19 protein-coding genes are annotated in these 19950 nt (G+C 55.2%); 5 read left to right on the forward strand and 14 right to left on the reverse strand.

Annotated elements, in window-relative coordinates; all coding sequences use genetic code 11:
- Window positions 1-17 precede the first annotated feature (17 nt).
- From EHV15_RS32895 to EHV15_RS32925, 7 genes are all read right to left on the reverse strand, one after another.
- Window positions 18-755, reverse strand: coding sequence for a hypothetical protein (locus EHV15_RS32895; protein WP_128634972.1), 738 nt, complete (start codon window positions 753-755; stop codon window positions 18-20).
- Window positions 752-2182 carry a sensor histidine kinase gene (locus EHV15_RS32900; RefSeq protein ID WP_128634973.1) on the reverse strand — a complete coding sequence of 477 codons (1431 nt, stop codon included), beginning with the start codon at window positions 2180-2182 and terminating at the stop codon, window positions 752-754. Before EHV15_RS32900 ends, EHV15_RS32895 begins: the two co-directional genes overlap by 4 nt.
- 2 nt (window positions 2183-2184) lie before the next feature.
- The gene (locus tag EHV15_RS32905) at window positions 2185-2841 is read right to left on the reverse strand and encodes a response regulator transcription factor (RefSeq protein WP_128634974.1); all 657 of its coding nucleotides are present in this window, start codon (window positions 2839-2841) and stop codon (window positions 2185-2187) included.
- A gap of 176 nt (window positions 2842-3017) precedes the next feature.
- Window positions 3018-4061, reverse strand: coding sequence for a FecCD family ABC transporter permease (locus EHV15_RS32910; RefSeq protein ID WP_128634975.1), 1044 nt, complete (start codon window positions 4059-4061; stop codon window positions 3018-3020).
- Window positions 4048-5088, reverse strand: a complete 1041-nt coding sequence (locus EHV15_RS32915; RefSeq protein WP_128634976.1) for a FecCD family ABC transporter permease — start codon at window positions 5086-5088, stop codon at window positions 4048-4050. The genes EHV15_RS32910 and EHV15_RS32915 overlap by 14 nt, the downstream gene beginning before the upstream one ends.
- Entirely contained in the window at window positions 5088-6155 is a 1068-nt protein-coding gene (locus tag EHV15_RS32920; RefSeq protein ID WP_128634977.1) for an ABC transporter substrate-binding protein, read from the reverse strand. The genes EHV15_RS32915 and EHV15_RS32920 overlap by 1 nt, the downstream gene beginning before the upstream one ends.
- A gap of 77 nt (window positions 6156-6232) precedes the next feature.
- Window positions 6233-8104 carry an ABC transporter ATP-binding protein/permease gene (locus EHV15_RS32925; RefSeq protein ID WP_128634978.1) on the reverse strand — a complete coding sequence of 624 codons (1872 nt, stop codon included), beginning with the start codon at window positions 8102-8104 and terminating at the stop codon, window positions 6233-6235.
- Between the two features lie 126 nt (window positions 8105-8230).
- Between EHV15_RS32925 and EHV15_RS32930 the strand changes: the two genes are divergently transcribed.
- The 3 genes from EHV15_RS32930 to EHV15_RS32940 are packed head-to-tail and all read left to right on the forward strand — an operon-like array spanning window position 8231 to window position 11797.
- Window positions 8231-9829 (forward strand): CocE/NonD family hydrolase, encoded by a 1599-nt coding sequence (locus EHV15_RS32930; RefSeq protein ID WP_128634979.1) that lies wholly within the window; start codon window positions 8231-8233, stop codon window positions 9827-9829.
- Window positions 9807-11177, forward strand: a complete 1371-nt coding sequence (locus EHV15_RS32935; protein ID WP_178076018.1) for a YcaO-like family protein — start codon at window positions 9807-9809, stop codon at window positions 11175-11177. Before EHV15_RS32930 ends, EHV15_RS32935 begins: the two co-directional genes overlap by 23 nt.
- A gap of 17 nt (window positions 11178-11194) precedes the next feature.
- A complete protein-coding gene (locus EHV15_RS32940; protein WP_178076019.1) occupies window positions 11195-11797 on the forward strand; it encodes a Crp/Fnr family transcriptional regulator in 603 nt (200 codons plus the stop codon).
- A 90-nt stretch (window positions 11798-11887) separates the two neighbouring features.
- Here the strand turns inward: EHV15_RS32940 and EHV15_RS36770 are convergent, their stop codons facing one another.
- Window positions 11888-12025 (reverse strand): hypothetical protein, encoded by a 138-nt coding sequence (locus EHV15_RS36770; protein WP_178076020.1) that lies wholly within the window; start codon window positions 12023-12025, stop codon window positions 11888-11890.
- Window positions 12026-12286: 261 nt separating this feature from the next.
- Here EHV15_RS36770 and EHV15_RS36775 point away from each other — a divergent pair, with 261 nt between their 5' ends.
- Window positions 12287-13036 carry a hypothetical protein gene (locus EHV15_RS36775; protein ID WP_178076021.1) on the forward strand — a complete coding sequence of 250 codons (750 nt, stop codon included), beginning with the start codon at window positions 12287-12289 and terminating at the stop codon, window positions 13034-13036.
- Window positions 13033-13596, forward strand: a complete 564-nt coding sequence (locus tag EHV15_RS32945) for an NADPH-dependent FMN reductase (protein WP_178076022.1) — start codon at window positions 13033-13035, stop codon at window positions 13594-13596. The genes EHV15_RS36775 and EHV15_RS32945 overlap by 4 nt, the downstream gene beginning before the upstream one ends.
- Before the next feature lie 170 nt (window positions 13597-13766).
- Here the strand turns inward: EHV15_RS32945 and EHV15_RS32950 are convergent, their stop codons facing one another.
- From EHV15_RS32950 to nikA, 6 genes are all read right to left on the reverse strand, one after another.
- A complete protein-coding gene (locus EHV15_RS32950) occupies window positions 13767-14585 on the reverse strand; it encodes an ABC transporter ATP-binding protein (protein WP_128634983.1) in 819 nt (272 codons plus the stop codon).
- Between the two features lie 154 nt (window positions 14586-14739).
- Window positions 14740-15558, reverse strand: coding sequence for an ABC transporter ATP-binding protein (locus EHV15_RS32955; protein WP_128634984.1), 819 nt, complete (start codon window positions 15556-15558; stop codon window positions 14740-14742).
- Window positions 15536-16402 carry an ABC transporter ATP-binding protein gene (locus EHV15_RS32960; protein WP_128634985.1) on the reverse strand — a complete coding sequence of 289 codons (867 nt, stop codon included), beginning with the start codon at window positions 16400-16402 and terminating at the stop codon, window positions 15536-15538. The genes EHV15_RS32955 and EHV15_RS32960 overlap by 23 nt, the downstream gene beginning before the upstream one ends.
- A gap of 2 nt (window positions 16403-16404) precedes the next feature.
- Window positions 16405-17268, reverse strand: coding sequence for an ABC transporter permease (locus tag EHV15_RS32965; protein ID WP_246061864.1), 864 nt, complete (start codon window positions 17266-17268; stop codon window positions 16405-16407).
- Entirely contained in the window at window positions 17265-18206 is a 942-nt protein-coding gene (gene nikB / locus EHV15_RS32970; protein ID WP_128634986.1) for a nickel ABC transporter permease, read from the reverse strand. Before nikB ends, EHV15_RS32965 begins: the two co-directional genes overlap by 4 nt.
- A 12-nt stretch (window positions 18207-18218) precedes the next feature.
- A complete protein-coding gene (gene nikA, locus EHV15_RS32975; RefSeq protein WP_128634987.1) occupies window positions 18219-19832 on the reverse strand; it encodes a nickel ABC transporter substrate-binding protein in 1614 nt (537 codons plus the stop codon).
- Window positions 19833-19950 lie beyond the last annotated feature (118 nt).

Below are 19950 nucleotides of genomic sequence, written 5' to 3' on the forward strand. Positions count from 1 at the left end.
AAAAAAAAAGCACCGTGTCAAGGGACCGGTGCAAGAAAAACAGACATGATATCTTTACTAAAACCCACGACCTCTCTCGTGCTTAAATGCAGCGTGAGAACGTACTGTATGTTTTTGGTTTCCTTATTTTGGAACAATATACTTCCGTATACCTGATTTCCCAAAATGGGTTGCTCTCTAGGCTCCAAGTCGTCCGGATTTACATCGCTTAACTGGTTTAGAAACTGCCTGGCTATGGAAATCAGTTCATGTTTGCCCGGTTGGCTGCCGCCTTTATCCGGATCGGACTCGTAGCCTGCATAGCTGTTAATCTCCAGGATATCGCCGTCCTTTGCATTCACCATCACGATGTATTCAATATAAGGAGTGTCCCGATTGCTCATGATGACACGGTATATTCCGTTAGGAATGGCGTTTAAGTAAGCTTCATTCTGGGCAACGGGATCTGTATTCGTATCCCCCGAAATCCGATACAGCATCCTTTTTACCTGCTCCAAATCGAGTGCGTTGACTTCGAGGCTCAAATCCTCTGACGATATATGGGGATGAAAAAACCGTTTTACCGCATCCACACTTAAATTTTTTACGGTTTCTTCCGATAAGGTTCCGGGGTACTCCTGCTTCTTTTCCGGCATGACCTGGTTTATTTTTTTGATCATCACCGTATCTTTGACGATCGGTTGGTATATTTCTCCGCAGCCTGCAAGAAGCATCAGGCAAGCGATCCCGCCGATGGCGAACGTTTGGGCCTTCATAAGTCCACCTCGCTTTCGCCCATCACCTTAAACCTAACAGTGACGGTGGTCCCTTTATGTTCTTCACTGGTCACTTCGAACGTCCCCTGATGAATGCGGGCGATGCTTTGGCAGATGGATAACCCCAATCCCGCTCCATTGTAGCTGCGCGTTCTTGCTTTGTCCGAGACATAAAACGGTTCAAAAATTTTGTCCAAATGCTCAGGGGCTATCCCGATGCCGTGGTCTTCCACAGCGAGGACACACTGTTGCCGGTCGGCGTACGTGCGAATCGTTACCGTCTCCTGTTCCGGGGAAGCCTTGATCGCGTTATCCGCCAGATTGAAGATGAGAATTTTCATTAAATCCTTCTCCAACCAAAGCCAGCAATCCTCACAGTCATAAACCAGGCGGATGTTCTTATCCTTCGCTTTCATGGCCAAAGCCGAATCCATTTCGTCAATGACGGTTTTTAAATTTTCCCGTTTCATCTCAAAATGGTCCGCCTGGGCCAAAATCAAATCCATCATCTTCATAGAGAGGGATTCCAGCCTTTTGGCCTCGTTATAAATGACGTTCAACCCATCCAGGAAAACATCCTCCTGATATTTTGTCACCCGCAAAAAATTGGCGTAGCCGATGATCGAGGTTAGCGGGGTTTTCAGCTCATGGGTAAAGTTTTGGATAAACCGCTGCTTCTCCAAATTGTGCAGCTCCAGTTCATTGATTTTATCTTCAACCACCGAAACCATATGATTAAAATGATGGGCCAGGTTGCTGATTTCGTCTTTGGATTTGATCTCCACCCGTTTTGAGAAGTCGCCTTGCGCAATCACCTTTGCGGTTCTCATCATTTTGTCGATCGGTTTGGTTAGGCCTTTGCTGATCAAAAACATGAGAATGATATAGATGAGACAGGCGGCAATATCCACTTGCAGGAAAAAACGGAACTGTTCCGCCCGCTCCTGATATATCGGCGTGACGTCTTTCATGTAACCGATGGTAAATAAATTTTGATTTACCCGGACCAGACTGGAGGTAAACAAAATCGTCCGCCGATCCACGTCACTTAGCATATACCGGATCTCATCCTCGGAAGTCCCCTGCAGTTCCGGGTGCCGCACCGTAAAATCGACGTTGCTGTACAACTCGCGGTTCATTCCATCTACGATGCTTAGATACATCATCTGGTCGTTATTCCTGGCCACAGCCTCATTTCCTATATTCGTAAACACCGTTTTTTCATATTCAAAGGAATTGTACATTTTCAAAAGCGGGGCCACCATCTCCAGCGTCGAGCGAATACTCATGTTTTCTCTTAACATCGTATTGATTTCCTGCTGCAGCATTTTACTGTGATTTCGCTCGATGATCAGCACGGAAGCCAAATTAAAGATAATGATAAAAGTCAGGATCGAGCCCAGCGATATTTTCTGCCAAAACTTCATGCCTAGTCCTCCAACCGGTACCCGATTTTATAGACCGTAATAATGCGATCATGCAATCCCAGTTTCTTGCGCAGCGCTTTAATATGCATGTCCACGGTTCGTGTTTCGCCATAGAAATCGATTCCCCAAACTTTATCCAACAACTGCTCCCTGGACAAGGCGATATTTTTATTCTTCAACAAAACAACGAGCAAATCGAACTCTTTCATGGTCAATTCTACCGGTTTCCCCTGAACCCTGACCTCCCGTTTGTCCAATAAGACTTGAAGGTCTCGAAATGTTATGACGGTTTCCTCCCTGCCGAACCTGCGCAGCACCGTCTCAATCCGCGCCAGCAGTTCAAGAGCTTCGAACGGCTTCACAATGTAGTCCTCCGCTCCAAGCTTCAATCCGTGGACCTTGTCCGTCACTGCATTTTTCGCCGTCAGAAAAATCACCGGAATATGCAGCGGTCGGATTTTCTCCATCAGCTCAAAACCGTCGATCCCGGGAATCATCACGTCCAGCAGCACCAAATCGAACTTTTCGCGCTGAATCTGCTCCCAAGCGGCATGGCCATCGTACGCTTCGATCGTCTCATAATTTACGAGATTCAAGTTCATTTTGATAATGTTCGAAATGTTGATATCGTCTTCAACAATTAATATTTTTTGGCTCAAAGCATCTCGCACTCCCTGCCCCTAAGGATTCCAAACACGCCATTGATTATATCTCTTTCTTCTATAAAAGTGAATTTGTAAACAAGTCGCAACATATGAAAAGAAGCGGGGGCGGTCTGTTGGCCAGACCGCCCCCGCCATGCAACCGAGAAGCAGGGAATCAGGGATCGGGCGCGTCATTTCATTTGTCTGCGCGCCAAATAAATAAAGAAGGGAGCTCCCATGAAAGCCGTCACCGCGCCAACCGGAAGCGACGCCGGTCGGCCGCCGTCAAATAAAGGAATCGACAGCCCTTGGGACAGAATGTCCGAACCGACCAGCAGCCAGGCGGTAACCAGAGCGCTAAACGGAAATAATCTTCTTGCATCCTGACCGACGATCCGTCTCGCAATGTGAGGGCCGATTAATCCGATAAAACCGATCGCGCCCACGATCGACACCGCTCCGGCCGTCAATAGGGCGGCGATAAGCAGCAATCCGGCTCTCGATAGGCGGACGGGAACCCCGATTCCTCTGGCCACGCCGTCTCCGAGCTGTAACGCATTCGCCGCTCCCGCGCTCATCAGGCCGATCGGCACCATGATCAGAAACCACGGCCAAATGATATTCCAGTGGAGCCATACCCGTCCGTTTAACGATCCGACCGTCCATAGCAAAATGCTGCCGATCGCCTCCGAATGGCGGAGCAGTACCAGGGAGGTGCAGGCCGACAGAAAGGCGGAGATCAGCAAGCCGATCACCGTAAACTGCAGCGCGTCTCCTCTGCGCGACCAGCCCAGCAGATAGATGGCCGACACCGTAAGGATACCTCCCGCGAGGCCAAATAACGGGACCTGCAGGGAAAGGCTTGCCGATCCTCCCAAATAAGTCATATACAGGACAAGCATCAGCACGCTGCCGGCGGATACGCCCAGCAGTCCCGGTTCCGCCAGCGGGTTGCGCGTCACCGACTGCAGGATCGCCCCCGCAAGTCCGAGCATAGCGCCCGCGGCCAGCGCAATCAAGGTGCGCGGCAGCCGCAGTTCCCACACAATCTGGCGATGGTACGTTTCATCGTGATTGTTCAGCAGCGCCAGCACCACTTCACGCGGAGACAAAACCACTTGGCCAAGCGCAATATGCAGAATAAAAAATACGGCAAGCCCCAATAAAAGAAACAGCCCCCAAATCCGAAACTTCCGCGCGTATAATCGGCCGTCTGTTGTGTTACGATTGATCATCGCGACCTCTCCTCTTCGTGACAAGCATCAGGATGAGCACCGGTACGCCGACCATCGTCGTCCATAAACCGACCGGGATTTCTCTGGGAGTGAACACGGTTTTGGCAAACCAATCCGCCGTTACGAGAAGCACCGCACCGACCGCTGCGGAACAAGGGAGCACCCATCTGGCGTCTTCCGTTCTTAATACAGCTCGGGTCAGGTAGGGCCCCAGCAAAGCGATATAACCGATCGGACCGCAATTAGCGACGACCGCCGAAACCATCACGCCGCTGGCGATCAGCAGCAGCAAACGCAGCCTGCCCACATTTTGCCCTAACGCTTCGGCTTGCTCGTCTCCGAGCCGAAGCAGATTCAACGGCTTGGCAAACAACAGCGCGGCGGGAATGCCGATCGCCGCCCATGGAAGCAAATGCCCGACATGGTGCCAATAACGCCCCGACAAGCTGCCCATCAAATACGTGTACAATAGATTGATATCATTTTGGGTCCCCATCGTAATCAGCCACACAATCATCCCGTTCAGCATGGCGGACACCGCGGTTCCCATCAGAATCATGCTCGTGCTGTCCGAGCGGCCGGATACGGAAGCGATCACGATGAACCCTCCGGCAAAGCCGCCAAGCAATCCGAACAATGGAAACAGGCTGAACGCAAGCGGCAAGTGAAACACCGTGATCACCGCGATGATCAGCGAACTGCCGGCCGATACACCGATCAAATCGGGGCTCGCCAGCGGGTTGCGCAGGCCGCTTTGCATCAATACGCCGGAAATGGCCAGCATCGCCCCGGATAACAGGCCAAGCACAACGCGCGGCAACCGCAGCTCGAGAATAGAGGTAACGGCTAGTTCGGAACCGTGGCGATACAACAAAATATTCAGCAGTTCATCCCAACCGACGGCCGGATAACCCGATTTTAATGCCATCAGGATGGAAATGGCGCCTATGACGATAAGGAGCAACACGAGGAGGAGCACCCGCCCCGTCCTGGTTGCTCCCGTATTGGATCGAATGGCTTCTCCCACTACTGGACAGACCCTTTAAAAGTATCGGGATATAAAGCGCTCATCGCTTCATCCAGCACGATGCCCAGCGAGCGCGTGCCCCTGCCGTTCGCCCAAATGGCCGTTCTTACTTCGGTGATCTCTTTGCCTTTAACGGCCTTCAGCTTGCCCCAAAGCGGATTGGCGGCAAATTGTTCGGACAACGGCTGGGAGTCCGGACTAAAGCTGAACGTCTCGATAAAGATATGATCGGGATCCGTTTCCAGCACCTTCTCCAGTGAGTACGCCATTCCCCCCGCCTGATGGCCTCCGTCTTCCGCCGGAGCCGGCCACGGATAAGGGGTAAGCTCGGCCAGCAACGAACCGACCAAAGAACCCGCCGTATCGATGCCGAAGTTGACGTCCGCGCCATAAAGAATCAACGCGCTTCGGTTGTTCGGCGATTTTTGTTTGTAATCGGCGATCTTGTCGAGGAATTTCTGCTTGGCAGCCGCGGCCGCCGTCTCCTCGCCGGTCCATGATCCCACCGTCTCAAGAAACGCGATCGAGTCTTCATACGTTTTGAGCTCGGCGATATATAACGGAGCGATGCTTTGCAAGCCGTCCCGCAGCATATCGTGGGTGCCTTTTAGTCCAATGACCACGTCGGGGTTCGCTTTGGCGATATCCTCCAGGCTGGGCTCCATGAAACCGCCTCCGATCTGGACAAAGGAAGACGCGCGGTCCCCGAAAAATTCCGGCTCAAACGCGATGCTGTCCGGAACGACAGCCACCGGCTCAAGCCCCAGCTCCGCCAGACTGTCCACGCAGATTTCGGTCAAACAAGCGATCCGTTCAACTTTAGCGGGCAATTCCAGGGAGGCCCCGGTGCTATCCGTAACCGTATTCTGCTGCGGGCTTGCCTCCGAGGCATTGTCATTCGCAGCCTTCCCGGACGACAGTCCGGCGGCATCGTCCGCCGCGCCCGCCGCGTTGGCGGCAGAAGGTTTTCCTTCCTCCTGGACTTGGCCGCAGCCCGCAAGCAATACCAGCACGACCAATATAGCTGCAATCCATTTAAACCCCGCGTTATTTCTTTTCCTGTTCACAACAACTCGACCTCCAAAAAAAATAATAACATCGTCCCTATTATATTCGTAATTATTACAGTTTTAAAGTGTAATAATTACGTTTTAGCATCGGCTTGCGTCATCGATAAATAGAATCCTTCCTTCTGGAGCAAGGATTCCTTTGCGCCGCGATCCGCGACTTTTCCGTCTTTAAGCACCAACACTTCATCCATCAGCCGCAGCGTCGATAAGCGGTGGGCAATCATGATCACCGTTTTTCCTTTGGCCACCCGGGCAAGTGCTTGCTGCACGCTGTGCTCATTGTCGGCATCCAGATTCGAGGTAGCTTCGTCCATCAACAGAATCGGAGCATCCTTCAAAAAGGCCCGAGCCAACGCAATTCGCTGCCTTTGCCCGCCGGACAGCTGAACCGCCCGTTCCCCGGCGTTCGTCTCATAACCGTCCGGAAGCTGTTCAATAAATTCGTGGCAGCAGGCGGCGGCCGCAGCCGCTTCCACCTCCATATCGGTCGCCTCCGGCTTGCCAAGCCGGATATTCTCGCGAATGCTCGCATGAAAAAGATAGACATCCTGCGGGACAATGGAGATCAGCTCGCGAAGCTCCTCCAGCTTAAGCTTCCGGATGTCCACACCGCCGATGCGGACCGCTCCCTCCGTAACATCCCAAAACCGCATGAGCAGTTGGAGACAGGTGCTCTTCCCGGCGCCCGACGGTCCGACCAGCGCCAGCTTGCGCCCTGAATCTACGCGAAATGAAACATCGCTTAGGGCTGGGCGACCGGAGGCTCCCGGCTCGTAAGCAAACCGAACGGAATCAAGCAGTTGAACGATCGTCGATTTGCCCGAGCCGGAGTACCCGACCAGCGCAACGGTCTCACCGGGCTCGATCTTAAAGGAAACATCGAGGGCGGCAGGCGCCGAAGTTTCACTGTAGGCAAAAGTAACATGATCGACTTCCACCGAGACAACGTTTCCCGCAACAGCAAGCTTCTTCGTGCCTTCATCCCGTACATACGGCCTGCTGTCCAACAGCTCTAAGATGCCGGGAGCGGCCGAAACGCCCAGGAATCCGGCATGCCAATGTTTATTGAGATCGCCGACGGGCCGGAAGCATTCGGCAGACAAAAACAAAATCATCAGCAGGCTTCCGATCTCAAGCGATCCGCTTGCCACCTGGAACACGCCGATGCCGACCGCGATGGCCGATCCGAGCGCGGTGGCCAGCCCGACGATGCCGCTATCCATCAAGGAGATGGACAGTTGCTTCATCGTCTTGCGATACAAGCTTTGCGATTCGCGTTTCAACTCCTCGCCGCGTCGAACGCCGGCGTTAAAGGCCTTCAAGGTGATCATTCCCTGCAGACTGTCCAGCAGCTGCGATTGAAACTTGGCATAAGAGGCCCAATGATTAAAGCCCCTGCTGCTTAACAGGCAGTCCCAAAGACGCGGTCCGAACAGCGCGGCAAGGATAGCCGCGAGCAGTACGAGCGCGACCGGCCAACTCAGGGTTGCCATAATGCCGAGCAGTACTGCCGAACTAAAGACGGTAATGGCGATTTGCGGCAAATAAGACGTCAGGTACGCTTCCAGCCCCTCCACCCCGTCTACGAGCGTGGATTGAATATGCCCGGTACGCTCGTCTTGCAGATGATACGGCCCCAATTCAAGCAAACGCCCGAACAATCTTTGCCTCAGCGCGCCCTTGATGATTCCGGCCGTCTTCTTAGCGCTGATCTCCTGGCGCCATACCAAATACGTTCGCACCGCAAGCATGCAGGCGATGCCCGCCAATAGCCAAACGGCCTGGTCCCAGGCGATCGTCGTCTTAAACATGTCGGCGACCAGCAGCGCCGTGAGCAGCCCCTGGGCAATATAGCAGCCGCCGATGGCCAGGCCGATGGCGATTCTTCGGACAAGCGCCATGCGGATCCCTTCGGTCAACAGAAATAAGCGGCGTTGAATCATCATGAAGCATCCCCTCCTCTACGAAAAAGAAATTTGACTTTCCAGAAAAATGGATATAGAATCGTTATCACTAATGGTAATTATTACGATTAATGGTGAATTTGACAAGTCTTTTTTAGGAGGGAAATCGTGAGTATCTCGATCATGTCCATCCCGGCGGACGACGAAGTTCTATTGTCCTGTCTGATTGCTGTGCCGGATGAAGACGGTCCGTTTCCGGTGATTGTCACCCGAACGCCATATGACAAAATGCAATTTGCCGAAACGGCGAAGGGCTGGACGTCCGCCGGGTTCGCCTTTGTCGCTCAGGATGTTCGCGGACGTTATGGATCGGAAGGCGAGTGGCTTCCCTATCATGATGAAGAGGCCGACGGGCTGTGCACGCTGCGCTGGGTGATCGCCCAAGCCTGGTGCAACGGACAGGTAGCCTTGGAAGGCAGCTCGTACGGGGCTTTTGCCGCTTATGCCGCAGTGCAAGGCGACGAACAAGGGCTGATTTCCTCCTTGATCACGCTTGTGCCGGCGATGGGGCTGCGCGAAACCGCCTTTCACTCGTCCGGAGCTTTCCATCTCCTCGATCGATTATGGTGGGAAGCCAGCTTCGGCACTTCCGGAGTCAGCGCGCAGGAACGTTTTTGGGAAGCGTATGCGCGCTGCCCGGACGCCATTTGGCATCTGCCTGTCAAGGAGTTGCCTCTTGTGTTCCCGATGGAGCTCCGTCATTGGCCGCGGGCGATCGATCCCGAAGCCGAACAAGAGACCATCCGATTGTCCGATATTCGCCGGCCCGTGATGCATATCGGAGGGTGGCACGACGCTTTTATCGGCGCCCTGCTGAACAACTATCGCAGCTTATCCGAGCGCGCCGATCCCCGTCCGCAAAGCCTGATCATCGGGCCGTGGACGCATGAGGTCAACAAAACGCCTCGTTATGAGGCTCGCAGCTATGGGCCGCATGCCCGTTTGCCTTTAGCTCAGATGGAAATCAACTGGTTGAGGCACACGCTTAAGGGGGAACCTTTGAGTTTCCCGTCCGTGCTGATTTTTGCGATGGGGAGGGGCCGCTGGATCGCTCCGCCGGCCTGGCCGCTGCCCGGAACGATAACCAGAACCTTTTATTTGACCGGCAAGGGGATGCGGCTGCAGGAAGGCCTGCCGGATCGGGAGGAACCGTACCCTTCTTGCCATTATCGCTATGATCCCGCACACCCTCTTCCCGCACGGGAATACCCCAGCTTTCGGCAGGATCTCGATGCCCGAAGCGATGTGCTTTGCTATACATCCGATCCGCTTGACGAGGGCCTGCTTCTGGCCGGCTCCGCCTGTCTGCGCCTTTGGGTCGGCTCGACGGCGAGCCAAACCGATTTTTATGCTTGCTTGTCGGAGGTTGACTCATCGGACAGCGCCATCTATATTACGAGCGGCTTAGCCCGCTGTGTAAGCGCAGCCGTCCAGGAAGCCATCGCCGAACAAGAGGCCGAAATTTCACTGAAACCGGTATGTCAATGGCTGCCGCGGGGAAGTCGAATCCGGATTTCCATCAGCAGCAGCTGTTTTCCCGAATATGCCCGTTCGCTCAACACGTTAGGAGATTCGCTGCACCAAACCCGTTTTGTCCCGGCCGATCAAACGGTCTGGCACGATGTTATGCGACCATCATGTCTAATGCTTCCCTGTCATAATGATGCTTTGGAAAGGTGGTACTATGAGAACGAAACCTCTGTATGAACAGCTTATCGACAGACGCACCGGCTTTATCACACGATTGACGCCTGCGCCGATCCATCCGAATCTCCCCCGGCAAATTTATTCATGGCGTGCGCAAATGGCGGACGGCTTCATTCTGGCAGGCATCCCTTCCGACCGGATCGCCGGGGGGACCGCTTTTAGCGATGAAAAGGCTCGCCTGGCCGCCATCGGCGAAGCCGTGGAACGCTATTGCGGCAACTACATTGGAGGGCCGCTGCTAAAGGGATCTTATAAGGAGCTGACGGCCAAGGGATACAAGCTGCTTGATCCGTTAAGGGTTCCTCTCTATTCCCACAATCAGTATACTGCCGCGGGATTTCCGTTTGTTCCGATGGATCGGGATCTGGTCATGAACTGGATCGAAGGCGAATCCTTAACGGGCGGCTACCGAACCTGGCTCCCCGCTTCTCTCGTCTACATCAACTATCATCAAGAGGCATTTCGCGGCGAGCCGCAGACTCATTTTGTTCAGTATGCAGGCATCGCTTGCGGTTCGACGCTGAATCATGCCATCATTTCCGGTCTTCTGGAACTTATTGAACGAGATGCCGTTGCCGTCTGGTGGGGGGCTGATGCTCCGCTGCCCGCTTTGAATGCCAGTGCCTATCCCCGTCTCCGGTCCTACATGGAACCGATTCAGGCGGACAGTCCCGTGAGCTTCAAGTGGTTTCCGATCCCGAACGATTCGGGCATTCCCGTCATCGGCTCATTGCTGTACGATGCCCGGCAGCATATCGTATGCATGGGCTTTGCCGCCCGTTTTTCGGCCGAAGAGGCGGCGCTTAAAGCGGCGGCTGAGGCTGCTCAATCCTATCATATCGCGCTGGACTTGCTTGAACCGGACAGCCCGACCTGGAACGCCATGAAGCAAGGAATCCTGAACGACAAGGCGCTGAAACCGTATCGCGCGGGCCGCGGTTACCGGTCGGCATTCCGGGCCGACTACCGGGATATGGTTGATCTCTACCTGAATTCGCAATATTACATGGATCCCGCCACCCACGCCGAAATCTCGAGCTTGCTGAATGCCGAGGAGGCGGCCATGCTCCCCTCCGATGCGGAAATTCCTTATACCGTGGAAGCTTTGGCGCACAAGTTGTCCACGCTTGATCTGGAAGCTTTCTACGCAGAGGTGACGACACCGGACATTAGAGATGTAGGGCTTTATGTGACCCGAGTGATCGTGCCGGGCCTTGTTCCCAACGCGCCAACCGCCTTTCCTTATCTGGGGCCGGGCCGACTCTACTCCATTCCCTGCAAGCTTGGCTGGACAACGCGGCCGCTCACGGAAGATCAAATCAATCGCCGTCCGTTGCCTCACAGCTAATGAAAGGGGTGGGATTCATGCTCCTCCATGCGAGGTTCAATCAAATTATTTTGATGGAGCAGCACAAGGTCTATGAGATCGAAAAAGGACTCGCCTTCATCTGGAGCGTGCGGTCCGACGGCAAACAATCGCTAACCGACATTCTTCATCACGGGATGGCCGCCGAATTTCCCGACACGCCGGATACGGTATACGAGGTTCGGGCCCAGACCGCATCCCGTATTCGGATCCACGCTTTGGAGCCGGCGTCTCTGTCTCCCGAGCAGATGGTGCAGCTGCTGACCAAATTAAGAGCCCATTCCTGGCGCTCGCTGCAGCTTGCGATGATTTGCCGGCAGAAATATATAAGCGAACGATTGAACCTGTTTATGGCCTTCCTCAACCAGCAATTTGGCGTCGAATTTAGAAAGACACAACGTCTGATCCCTTTTGTCCTAACCCATGAAAATATAGCGAACGCGATCAATTCCACCCGTTCCACCGTCACCCGGATGATGAACGAGCTTGAGCAGAAGGGACAGATTTCTCATGTACAATTGGGCAAAAATCGGCTGATCGTGTTCCCTTCCGCCCCTTCCTCCGAAGTCGGCAGGTTGGTGCAAACCGATCCTCGGCGCTAATGAACAAGAAATCAACAAAAAGCTATTCCTTCCGTTTCCGGAGAGGAATAGCTTTTTGCATTTTGCATTACTTGGTCAATAATTCAGGCCTTATTCCTGATCTTCCCAAACAAACGGATTATGAACAAGGGCATGATGATGCGGGTCCACCTGCACCGGGGCCGCGTTCACTTGATCCAGAACTTCGAAGATGCTTTGCTCTTCGGCTTGCGAAAACTCCTTTTTCATTCCCGATCCCTCCTTTCCCCAGCTTGTCAGGCGATCTCACGCTCACCCGCTCCCTAAGCATATCAATCCCGGTGACTCCGCAAGGTCCGGCGCAACACGCATCTTTGGTGTCGGCGAACACATCGTCCCCTTGCGATCCCCTTCACAATATAGGTAAAGCACGTGCTTGAAAATTCTACCGGATAAGGTGATCCCATGCCCCTGTACCGCATATCTCCAGCCTGTGTGCCGTTTATTGGCCGGGACGGACGATCCTATTATATGAACGAGCACGGCCAGCTTGTCCGCGTGAATTTTAAAGAAACCGTCTCGGTTAACCACTGGGCTGCGCTTCGCGCCGGACAAAGCCGCGAATGGCGGGAAGACGAGCTGACGGATGAACTTCGGCTGGCCCTGTCCAAGCTGGGGGCCGAGGAGCAACATCCCCCGCTTTCGTCGCCGGTTCGCGCCGCCATTGTTGGACATGCCGATCTATCCGCCGTGCTGAAAACTCTCTTATCGTTATCCGGCACGCCATGCGAAACTTCAGAGGATCCCCGGCTGCTTGATTCCCGAACCGAGTATGTGCTGGTCGCTGCCGGCTACTTTCGCAAGGATTGGTTCCGGCATGCGGAAGAAGCCTTCCATGCTACGGGAACCCCTTGGGCGCCGCTGTATCTGGAAGGCAAGCTTGTCCGGTTTGGCCCTCTGATGGGACCTTATTTAGGGTTAGAGGATTTGACGACCCGGCTGCTGTCCGCAAGTTCTTCCCCTGATGTTCTTCAAGATTTATGGACCCATGCGGAGAAGATCAATTATCCCAGCCTTCCGTTCACTCGTCCCGAACAACATTGGCTCGGCGCGACCATTTCCCTGCTGCTGGAGGAGTGGCACAGCGGACGCAGCATGAGCCGCGGCTTCCCGCCCGACCGCTATCAAGTAACGCTGGTGCCAATGACCCGAGAGATCATCTATCACCCCATATTGAGATTGCCATCTTCGGCAACTGCAGAAAGGATGGAAAGCCTATGAAATCCGTTCATGTGCTCGGTTTGCTGGGAAGTCTGCGCGAGCGTTCACGCACCGAGCTGGCCCTTACCCGCTGTTTGGCGGCGGCCCAGCGGGAAGGGGCGGAAACGTCTGTGTTTGATCTGCGCAAGTCTCCCCTGCCCTTATGCGATGGGCGCGACGATCCGTCGCTGTATCCGGAAGCCGTCCATGCGCTTCGCCGGCAGGTTGAACAAGCCGATGCCCTGGTGTTTGCCTCGCCGGAATACATCGGCAGCTATTCCGCCGCGATCAAAAATGTGCTCGATTTCCTCGGCCCCGATCATTTGCGCGGCAAAATCGCCGGAGTGATCGGGGTAGCGGCGGATCATTCAGCCTCCAATACCGTCTACCACCTGTCGACCATTCTGCTGCGCTGCGGCTGCTGGGTCGTACCGATTCATGCCCAGATCCCGGCCAGCGAGATCATCTTTGAACAGCCCGACTCTCCCTCGGCACAGAAGATGCTGACCATTCTGGATGCATTAGGCCGGGACATTGTAGTTACGGTGCGCAGACACCATTCCGGCAAGCCGACCGTGTAAAGCTGGTCTCTTCAGCGGCTGGTTCAAAATCCAACTTGTGATTTTGGAGCCTGTCCCGAACCGCTAACGGAGCTCTGCTAGACCTGTCCATTACAAGCAAGGGTTTGTACGTTTTTTCGTACAAACCCTTGCTTGCTTCCGCACAAAAGCCCGGATGGCTCTTTCAGCCATCATTCGCCGCTTTTCCCCACAATGGCGTACGGTAAAAAAACGGGGCTGCCGCTATCCGGATCTTTGATGACGTTCGCATGAATGCCGAAAGCCTGCTCCAAGGTTTGAACCGTCAACACCTCGTCGGGTTCGCCATCGGCCACAATCCGGCCCTTCTGCAGCACGACCATCCGATCCGCATATTTCGCTGACTGATTCAAATCATGCAGTACCACTACAATGGTCATCCCCCGTTCCCGGTTTAAGCGGCGGATCAGCTCCAGGATTTCCAACTGATGGCGAACGTCCAGAAAAGTGGTCGGTTCATCCAGCATAAGCACCGGCGTCGATTGCGCCAAGGACAGGGCAATCCAGGCCCGCTGCCGTTCGCCGCCGGATAACGTGTCAAGCATCCGGTGCTGGAAGCCCGTCATCCCCGTCAGGTGAAGGGCATCATCAATCGCCGAATGATCTTGTCTTTTCAACATGCGCAGCGGCCCGGCATGCGGGTATCTTCCCTGCTCGACTAACTCCCTTACCGTCAGGCTTGCCGGAATTTCCGGGGATTGCGGCAGGACGGCAAGCTGGCGGGCCACGGCGGCTGTAGATAAGGTTGAAATCGCGACTCCATCCAAATAAACCGTTCCCTGGTACGGCTTGAGCAGCCTGGCCATGGCTTTCAAAAGCGTGGATTTGCCGGAACCGTTCGTCCCGGTAAGCGCCGTAATTTTGCCCGAAACGATCGTTAAGCTCAGGCTCCTCACAATCGCGGCATCCGCATAGCGCACATCCAGATCTTCGGCAACCAATACGGATGGCTCGTTCATCGTTTTCATCATGGCTATTGCACCTCCTGGAAGTCATTGCTCCCGAGCTCGGTTATTGTGCGTCCGAAACAATCGTAATTAATACGATTATACTCGCAAATCGCAACCTGTTCAATTCATGCGCCAACTCGGCCGTATAGGCCGAAAGGCTTTCCGCCGCGCGAAATCAGTCCCTTCTGTCAAGGAGACGCGCTCTTTGGCTCGGATGTGTTATGAGCATGGCATCGAGCAATTTCAGCGAGGCGGGATGCGAAAGGTTCTCGGCCAGATCAGCAAACGCCTCATCCACAATCCGGCCTTCGTGCATGACCAGCAGCCGGTCGGCAAAGACACAAGCCGCCTTTATATCATGGGTAATAAACAAATAGGACATATTCAAACTCCGCTGCAGTTCTTTCAGCAACGCAAGGATTTCGAACTGCGTGATGGCATCCAGACTGCTTGTCGCTTCGTCCAATACAATCAGCTTGGGCCGTACCGCAATCGCCCTTGCGATCGCCAGCCGCTGCTGCTGCCCACCGCTGAACTGATGCGGGTAACGGTCCGCGGACGCAGGATCAAGCCCCACCGTCTCCAGCAGTTCGCCGGCACGCTCCCGCAGCGCCGCTTTCCCCGCCTTTTCGTAGTTATACAACGGCTCGAGCACGATGTCTCCCGCCTTCATCCTGGGATTGAGCGCGGCGGAACTGTTCTGAAACACCGCGTGCATCCAGCGGCGAAACGGTTGGCGCTCGCGGGGCGTCATGCGATGCCATTCTTGTCCCATGAATCGCACCGCGCCCGAATCGGGCCGTTCCAGTCCCAGGATAAGATGGCCCAGGGTGCTTTTGCCCGACCCCGATTCCCCCACCAAAGCGACGCATTCCCGCTCCCCGATCCGCAGCGAAACCCGGTCAAGCGCCAGATGGAAATCGTTTCTCCCAAGCCATCCCCCGGTCTTCGCGGGAAAGGTTTTGGTCACCTCATCTATTTCCAACAGAATCATGAGCCCTATCTCCTCCTGCCGGATATAACGTGTCTGAATTCAACGGAAAGCTTAGGCGGGTGTTCAACAGGCGGCGGGTATAAGGATGCTCGGGCGCATCAAACAATCGGGCGCACGGCGCGGTTTCCACCACTTGGCCGCTCCGCATTACAGCGACCGTATCCGCCATCTCCGCGATCACGTCCAGGTCGTGGGTGACGAGCAAAACCGCAGCTCCGGTTTCCCGCTGCGCCTGCTGCAGTTCCCGCAAAACGGCTTTCCGGTTGCAGGCGTCCAGCGCGGTGGTCGGCTCGTCCGCAATAATCAGATCGGGATTCACGGCCAAAGCCATGCCGATCATCACCCGCTGCAGCATACCTCCGCTTAACTGAAACGGATACTGCCTGATCAAATCCGCCGGCCGCGGCAACCGGACTCTACTAAGAGACTCTGCCGCCAATTCGGCCGCCTCCTTCTTGCCTAGGCCAAGATGAAGGCCAAACGTTTCCGTCATATGAGCCCCAATCGTGCGCAGCGGATTGAACGACGCCATCGGATTCTGCATAATCATCGCCATCTTACTCCCTCGGAGCAAACGAAATTGTCCCGAAGACAATCCTCCAATCGGGCTTCCACGGAACCGGATCTCGCCTTCCGCTATCCGGAACCCCGAAGGAAGCAAACCCATCACGGCCCGGCACAACATCGTTTTGCCGCTGCCGCTCTCGCCTACAACGCCCAGAACCCCGTGGGGAGGGAGAGACAGACAGATGTCATCCAGCACACGAGATTGGTTCCGCCCATAACTAACCGTGACATGCCGCAAGTCCAACAAGGCCGCATGGCTTGCAAATTCCGTCCGCATCCTCACCGCTCCCTGGGGTCGAACCGGGCTCGAAGCCCATCCCCGATCAAATTAAAGGCAATGACCGTAAGCAAAATGGCTATTCCGGGATACACCATAAGCCAAGGGTACTGCCAAATATAAGACTTGCTTTCATTTAACATCATCCCCCACTCCGCTTCCGGCGCCTGAACACCCAGCCCGAGGAACGTCAACCCCGTCATATCCAGCACGACGCCTCCCGTTTCCAGGAACGCAAGCACGGCCACGGGAATGGCCACCTGGGGGATAAGATGCCTCCGCACCAATTTCCAGCCCGAGGTCCCCGAGACGATCGCCGCCCGCACATAATCGCCGGTTTTCAAAGACAGAACCAGACTGCGGACAAATCGGGCATAGGCAATCCATTGTGAAAAGATCAGAGCCAGCAATAAATTGACAAATCCGGGGCCCAGGACTCCGACAAGCGCAAAAGCCAGGACAAGGGTCGGAAACGCCAGCAGCAGATCGCAGCAGCGCATAAACAACCGATCAAGGAGACCGCCTTTCCAGGCAAAGAAAGCCCCCGCAACCGTACCTGTGACAACGCTGCACACCATAACGATAACAGCTCCCCCCAGGGAATAACGGATGGCCATCAAAAGCCGGGACAGGATGCACCTGCCCAGATGGTCCGTTCCAAAGGGATATTCCCAGGAAGGCGGACTGAATTTGACGGCCAGATCGACCAGGTCCGGATCGTTCGGCACGATCCAGGGAGCCAGCGCCCCGGCCGCGCCAAGCAGCAGCAGGAAGACCAGCGCGGCTCCCGCGAGCCACGTATCCCCGCCCGATATCCGGCGAGTCCCGAAGGACGAAGCGTTCATCTTTGCCGGATTCAGCCTCATGTCTTCCCCTCCCCATACTCCGCTCTGGGATCGAGCAGCCGCTGTATTCCGTCCGCCACCAGATTCACCGTGACATATACAACCGCCATCAGCCATACGTAGCCTTGAATCACCGGATAGTCACGGTTCAGGATCGATTCCATCAAATACCGGCCCATGCCGGGCCAACCAAACACCTGCTCGACGATCACCGTTCCGCCCAGCATATTCCCGATGCCGAGTCCCAGAACGGTAACAATCGGCGCCAGGGCGTTCCGCAGCACATGACGAAGCAAAATGAAGCCTTCGCCCAGCCCCCTGAATCGACCAAACAACACAAAGGTTTCCCGCATCTGTTCCAGCATTTGGCTGCTGAGCAGCCGGGCCACCACCGCTATCTGGGGCAATGCCAGCGTGAGCGACGGCAGAATGAGATGCGCTAAGCCCGCCTTGCCCTGAGACGGAAGCCAATCGAGCCTGAGCGAAAAGACATAAAGAAGCAAAAAACCGAGCCAAAAGCGCGGCATAGCCGCGCCTATGTACATGAAAACCGCAATGACCCGATTCATCCAGCGGGTATGAAATCGTGAAGATAGAATGCCCAGCGGCACGCCGATCAAGACGGTTAACAGTAAGGCCGACAGGGCCAGCTGGAGGGTGGCCGGAAATTTGGCGGCGATCTCGTCCGCAATCGGCAATTTGCTCACATAGGAAGACCCGAAATCAAACGTGATCGTCCGGGAAAGCCATAGCCCATATTGGACGTAGAGCGGCTCATCCATCCCCAATTCGGCTCGAACCTCCGCCACCGCCTCATCGGTCGCGGGCAAGTTCGACAGCCGCAGAATCACTTCCGCCGGCTCCACGGGCACCAGCCGGACCAGCAGAAAAGTCAGGAGGGACACGCCCAATAGCACAAACGGCAATTCGGCCAGACGTTTCAAGATAAACCGTGTCATCCGTCCACCTGCTTAAGGAGCAATGTCAATCGTTTCCAACGGAAAACGGTATTTGGACGCCGTCGGCGCGACGCCGGTCAGGTGCGGTTGATACACCGCCGCGTTGGCTTCGTACGAAATCGGATAAATGACTGCCTGCTCATGAATGCGGGACAGCAGCTCGGCATAGAGACGGCTGCGTTCTTCATCGTTTTTGCTGATCAACGCCTTTTGCACGATGCCGTCCATTTCGGCTTTATCCGGCAGGCCGGAAAAAGCCTCGTACAATCCGTCCATCGTCGGCGTCGCGATGACCGTCGCAAAGTTGTGCGGATCGTTGGGCGTTCCGTAACTGGACCAAAAGTTCATATTCGCTTCGCCGTTGCGCAGCATTTGCAGCCCCAGCATCACCTCGGCTCCCTGGAGATCGACCTTGACACCGATTTTGGCCAGATCGCCTTGGATCACCTCGGCCATCTGCTTCTGCACCGCCTCCGTCTCAATGTATACAAATTTCAGCTCCAGCGGGCGGCCTTGCTTCATCCGTATGCCGGAACCGGGTTCAAGCCTCCACCCCGCCTCATCCAACAGTTGCCCGGCTTTCGCAGGGTCGTAATCGATCGGTTTCAGATCGAGGTCCGCGTACGGAACATTGCGTCCGAGCGCCGTATCCGCCTTGAGCTCCGTTCCTTTCGTGATGTTCTCCAGCAGCGCCTCCTTGTCGATGCCGTACTGGATCGCCTGCCTTACCGCCTGCTCGGAGGTGCCGCTCATCTGCGTATTCATAACGATACCGCGGGTGTTGAGTCCCTCCGACAGCGCGACGCCGTATTTCCCCGAGTCCTTCAAATATTGAAAGCTGTCGCGGCTGATCACGCCCTGACCGTAAATCAGGTCGATGTCGCCTTTCTCGAACGCCATGACGATCGATTCGGGGTCCGGAATGATCTTCACCGTAATTTGCTCTAACCGGGGCTTCTCGCCCCAATAATGCTCGTTGCGCTCGAATATCGCGTATTCGTCTTTTTTATAATCCTTCAGCTTCCACGGACCGGTACCGATCGGCCCCGCAATCGTTTCCGATGTTTTGCCGTCCTCCGGAAACCCCGCGTCGCCAAGAAAACGGAACGGGCGCACAAAGGACAAGTCCTGCAGCACCGGGTAATAGTAGTCGGTCAAGCGCAACCGGATCGTGTACTCGTCCACCTTGTTCACTTCGCCGATATGGCGCACGATTCCCATCCAGCTGTGCCGGTTTCGGTTGGCCATGACCGCCTCGAAATTGCGCACGGCATTGTCGGCATCAAAAGCGGAGCCGTCGGAATAACGAACCCCCTGCCGCAGATGAAACGTATAGGTCAAGCCGTCGTCGGATATCTCCCAGCTTTCGGCAAGGGCGGGCTCGATTTCTCCGTTGGCGCCGTAAGAAACCAGCGAGTCGTACACCATAGACTGGGCGAACATCTCGCTGGGCGTGTACAGATGCGGATTAAGCGGGCCGACGTCCCGGGGCCACGCCATCGATATCGCCTTAACCGGCTGCGATTGGCTCTGTCCCGCGTTGGAGCAGGCCGCCAGCATCGCCGCCGACAACAGCACCGTCACGATTCGCACCAACAGGCCGGTTTTCATTTTAAGGTTCGTCATAAATAAATCTCCTCTATTTATAAGTACGAGTTCAAAAAGCCGGGTTTCCAGGACCGAGAAGGTTGGTTGAAGCCAGGGACGAAAGGAGCGGAGCGTAGGAGGAGCCTACGTGAGCAAC

Source organism: Paenibacillus oralis (genome assembly GCF_003863965.1).
Lineage (GTDB): Bacteria > Bacillota > Bacilli > Paenibacillales > Paenibacillaceae > Fontibacillus > Fontibacillus oralis.

Bases quoted from the DNA above. Each gene is read 5' to 3' on its own strand.
- EHV15_RS32895 (WP_128634972.1), bottom strand. From the start codon at position 755: ATGAAGGCCCAAACGTTCGCCATCGGCGGGATCGCTTGCCTGATGCTT.
- EHV15_RS32900 (WP_128634973.1), bottom strand. From the start codon at position 2,182: ATGAAGTTTTGGCAGAAAATATCGCTGGGCTCGATCCTGACTTTTATC.
- EHV15_RS32910 (WP_128634975.1), bottom strand. From the start codon at position 4,061: ATGATCAATCGTAACACAACAGACGGCCGATTATACGCGCGGAAGTTT.
- EHV15_RS32925 (WP_128634978.1), bottom strand. From the start codon at position 8,104: ATGATGATTCAACGCCGCTTATTTCTGTTGACCGAAGGGATCCGCATG.
- EHV15_RS32935 (WP_178076018.1), top strand. From the start codon at position 9,807: ATGAGAACGAAACCTCTGTATGAACAGCTTATCGACAGACGCACCGGC.
- EHV15_RS32940 (WP_178076019.1), top strand. From the start codon at position 11,195: ATGCTCCTCCATGCGAGGTTCAATCAAATTATTTTGATGGAGCAGCAC.
- EHV15_RS36770 (WP_178076020.1), bottom strand. From the start codon at position 12,025: ATGAAAAAGGAGTTTTCGCAAGCCGAAGAGCAAAGCATCTTCGAAGTT.
- EHV15_RS36775 (WP_178076021.1), top strand. From the start codon at position 12,287: ATGAACGAGCACGGCCAGCTTGTCCGCGTGAATTTTAAAGAAACCGTC.
- EHV15_RS32945 (WP_178076022.1), top strand. From the start codon at position 13,033: ATGAAATCCGTTCATGTGCTCGGTTTGCTGGGAAGTCTGCGCGAGCGT.
- EHV15_RS32950 (WP_128634983.1), bottom strand. From the start codon at position 14,585: ATGATGAAAACGATGAACGAGCCATCCGTATTGGTTGCCGAAGATCTG.
- EHV15_RS32955 (WP_128634984.1), bottom strand. From the start codon at position 15,558: ATGATTCTGTTGGAAATAGATGAGGTGACCAAAACCTTTCCCGCGAAG.
- EHV15_RS32960 (WP_128634985.1), bottom strand. From the start codon at position 16,402: ATGCGGACGGAATTTGCAAGCCATGCGGCCTTGTTGGACTTGCGGCAT.
- EHV15_RS32965 (WP_246061864.1), bottom strand. From the start codon at position 17,268: ATGAGGCTGAATCCGGCAAAGATGAACGCTTCGTCCTTCGGGACTCGC.
- nikB (WP_128634986.1), bottom strand. From the start codon at position 18,206: ATGACACGGTTTATCTTGAAACGTCTGGCCGAATTGCCGTTTGTGCTA.
- nikA (WP_128634987.1), bottom strand. From the start codon at position 19,832: ATGACGAACCTTAAAATGAAAACCGGCCTGTTGGTGCGAATCGTGACG.